Raw genomic sequence first — 3,522 nt, 5'->3', positions numbered from 1 at the left:
TGACAAAGTTAGAAATTATTTTCGCTCGAACAACACTCGATGGGGTATTGCCGTATAAATTTCGGCGGAATCGGCTCCGGGATTCTCTACGTTCCGAGGCCATCATAAAAGAAGCCGGAACCCTTCGACAAGGTTCCGGCTCCGTGTGCGGGACGGTGGGCTACTTGAACGTCACCCCGTGTTTCTTGCAAATCCATAAGAAGGTCTCGATCCCGATTTTCCGGCTCCGCAGACATTTGGCGAACTGCTCGTCGCAGTCGGTCGGGTAATACTTCTTGGAGTGCATGCTGACCAGATGAAATAGCCGCAGACCCTCCTCCTTGCCGTATTCGTGTGCCAAGGCGCATCCGATGCAATACCAGTCGTGATAGTCGTCGGTGATATCCTTCTTCTTTTCACGGATTTTCTTGATTAATTTATAGACCTTTGCATCGAGCAGCTTCTTTTCCCGGGCCGTCCGGACTTTGGCCCTTGCGGTTCTTTCTTTCAGCACGCCCCGATAAGGCTTCGCGTGCGGATTGATGTATGGGTAGGCATCGTAACTGGCTCCCCGCAAGCGGCAGACATCGCAACACCCTTGGTCGGCGACGAGCCCCGTTTTCTCGTAGATCTCCCGAACCAGAGCGTCGAATTGTGCCAGGTGCATGTCCGGGTGAGCGATGCGGAAAATCAGGTACAAGCCATTCCCGCTGATCGACATACTTGCACACAACAAGCTGTCGAAGGTCTTGGCGACGAGTCTCTTCTTATCGAACCACTCCGGTCCGAATACGCCGTTGTCCTTGTGGTCGATGTCGATGCATATGAACCCGGTGTGCTGAACCAGCCCGTCACGGCTCCGAGTCTTGAATATCCCGCTGGGAGTGATGCACGGCAGGTTGCGTTTAATTCGTTGGCGAACCTTCTCGTTGGAGGTCGTGCGGAACGCGATAACCTGCTCCTTGAATTTGGCAGTCTTACACCACTTTATCAGGTCAACATCGCCGAGTGGTTTCTGTGCGAAGTAGTTCTCGAACACGGAGACCCTGATCTGAGGGAGTTCCGGGGGATTCGAACTGACTGTTTGCCTTTCTATGTACCCATTGTCATATTCGTTTTCTTTCATGTTAGAATTATCTTTTAGGAGCGACCTATTCATATTGTATATCGTTGAGTATTCGTAGATTGTCATTTTCTTCGTCTTCGGTTTTTGTGAAAAATTTGTTGAGTTCTTCGTCGTTATTCTTTTTGATTGCCTTCTTTTTGTACTTTGCTTGCCGTTTCCGTTCGTTGGCATCCAGCTGGGGACGGATCAGTATGAAGGTTCGCATCTGCTCTCCGTTGAGATCCGTCGGTTCCTCGCCGTAGAGAGCATATCTCATAATCACATCATAGAGGTGTAATCTTGCCCTGTTCTTCATCGAGGCCAACGCTTCATAAAAGGTACGGTAGAAGATGAACCCTTCACGGGGCGGAACCTCCGGGTCGAATGCGGGCTTGGTCGTTGTTGTTTCAGTTTTCATGGTTAATGCTTTTTTAATTGGTTTATTCTCTGGATGTTTTCCTGTTCGATCGTCGGGTGTGATTCGCTCTGCAACCAGTCGAGAATCTCCTCACGGTTAAAGTAAAGTTTGCGGCCTTTATGCTCTGGTTTGTGGAACGGTATCTTTCGTTCACTTGTGAGCTTATAGACCGTAGAGATACTGTACCCTGTAAGCCGGGCAACGTCGGCAACTGTCAGCACCTCTTTGTCCGGAGCGCGGCTCGGAGTTAGATGCCCCATAATTTTGTCGATTGATAAGATCTCTTTCAACTGTCCTACCGTCAGCATTGCGATCGGGGTGTCGTCGGTAATATTTTTCATATTCTTGTAAATAATTTGAAAGTTTACAATCTAATTTACCAGCCGGACTGTTTAATGACTTTTAATGGAGATAATCCGCTGTTTAACAGCGGATTATCTAATATTCTTTTTTCCTATATGGGTTCATGTTGTGGAAAATCTTCATAAATGGCAGGAATATGTTGAATATTAGTAGCATATCGACCTTGTTTTGGCTCTTGAATAATTTGTACAGGACATCGTATATATGATAGATCGTAGCGTTTGAGGGTGCATGAGTTTCTCGGATTATTTGTGTTCGAGAAATTTTGTCCACATTAAAATAGACGTGGTGGTAGTAGAACATACAATAGCCTATATACATCCAAATTCGGAAATCGGCCTTGGATTTGTCGAAGATGCTATTTCTGAATATAGAGAAAGTCCTTCCGCATCTTTTACATAAGCGTAATTTTTCATTATTCTTTCTGAAAGGGCCGTTTTGACAGCTGCCGCAATGCGGGCATCGTCGTTTTTTGGGCTTTGATTCAATATCAAAATCAACACAAGTCTTGGCGTACAGTTTTATAAGACTATTTTCGGTGGGGAACCGTTTGATGAACCTTTTATAACTGACAGGCGATGATTGGAAAAAATACATATTCGGTTGATTTTAAATCGTATATTTGTGCTAATAGCGTAAAAAGGCGAGCAGAATTAAACCGTGATGGCCGTTAGAGCACTTTCGCCGCCTCGTTGATCACTTCGTTGTCGAAGCTGTCGAGATAGATGTTCGTGGTTTCCAGATCGGCATGGCCGAGCATCTGTGAAATCACCTCGCGCGGAATGTTGTTGCGCTGCAAGGTCATGGCCGCCGTATGGCGGGAGACGTAGCTCGTCAGGTGAAAATCTATTCCGAGCTCCTCGGCGAGCAGGCGCAGGTATTTTTGATACTTGCTGTAACGGGCCCGAATGTGCATGTAGAGCCGCTCGCCCGTATAGCCGGAGCGGGTGACGATCGGCAGCAGGAAATCGTCCACGGTCGGCGAGGCCGCTTGCAGGCTCCCGATCAGTTGCCGGATTGCGGGCGTGATCTTGATCGAAATAGGTTTGACACCTTTCTGCCGCTTGATCTTCTGCCGCTTGTAGACGATATAGTCGCCGTCCTCCATCTGTTTGATCTGGGCGGCCGTGAGCATCGCCATGTCGATGAACGAAATGCCGTAACAATAGTAGGAAAAGAGAAACAGCTTGCGAGCGTATTCGCATTGCGGATTGCTGGCCGTGGTGCTTTTGAGTTTCGACAGCTCGGCGGCAGGCAGGTAACGTTTGGCAGTCGCCTCTTCGAGTTTGGAGACCTCGAACCCGCCCCGTCCGAACGGGTAGGTCGCTACCGAACCGACACCCTCCGCATTGGCCCGGTTCAGAATGGCCCGTAACGCTTTGAAATAGAATTTGCGCGTATTGCCGCAACAGCCCCGCTTTTGAAGAAACATATCGAATCCCCGGACATAACGCAGGTCGATGTCGGAAAAGAGCCGTTGATCCAGCTTCCGGTCATAGCTTCTCAACATGTCCTGCGTCTGCTTATAGGTTTGGGAATTGCCGATATGTCCCGTCGCGTGCAGTTCCGCGATACGGTCGGTGAAATAGGCGTTGAACTTTCCCTGTTTGGAGGTATTCAGAAAGGCGTCCTCGAACTGGTTCAGCGTCCAGTCGAT

General features: G+C 48.6%; 4 protein-coding genes. All 4 read right to left on the bottom strand.

Going from position 1 to position 3,522, the window contains the following annotated elements; all coding sequences use genetic code 11:
• Window positions 1-160: 160 nt before the first annotated feature.
• Window positions 161-1,018 (bottom strand): PriCT-2 domain-containing protein, encoded by an 858-nt coding sequence (locus BHV64_RS09015; protein WP_288115767.1) that lies wholly within the window; start codon window positions 1,016-1,018, stop codon window positions 161-163.
• Between the two features lie 112 nt (window positions 1,019-1,130).
• On the bottom strand, window positions 1,131-1,502 hold the full coding sequence (locus tag BHV64_RS09010; protein ID WP_015547360.1) for a DUF6291 domain-containing protein: 372 nt from the start codon (window positions 1,500-1,502) through the stop codon (window positions 1,131-1,133).
• Window positions 1,503-1,504: 2 nt separating this feature from the next.
• On the bottom strand, window positions 1,505-1,843 hold the full coding sequence (locus BHV64_RS09005) for a helix-turn-helix domain-containing protein (RefSeq protein WP_217726894.1): 339 nt from the start codon (window positions 1,841-1,843) through the stop codon (window positions 1,505-1,507).
• Window positions 1,844-2,535: 692 nt separating this feature from the next.
• Window positions 2,536-3,522 (bottom strand): site-specific integrase (locus tag BHV64_RS09000; protein WP_288115766.1); only part of this gene is annotated, 987 nt, incomplete at its 5' end.

Source organism: Alistipes sp. 56_sp_Nov_56_25 (genome assembly GCF_001915285.1).
GTDB lineage: Bacteria > Bacteroidota > Bacteroidia > Bacteroidales > Rikenellaceae > Alistipes > Alistipes shahii.
Note: the sequence above shows the minus strand (reverse complement) of the source record. Positions and strands in the feature narration are given on the sequence as shown.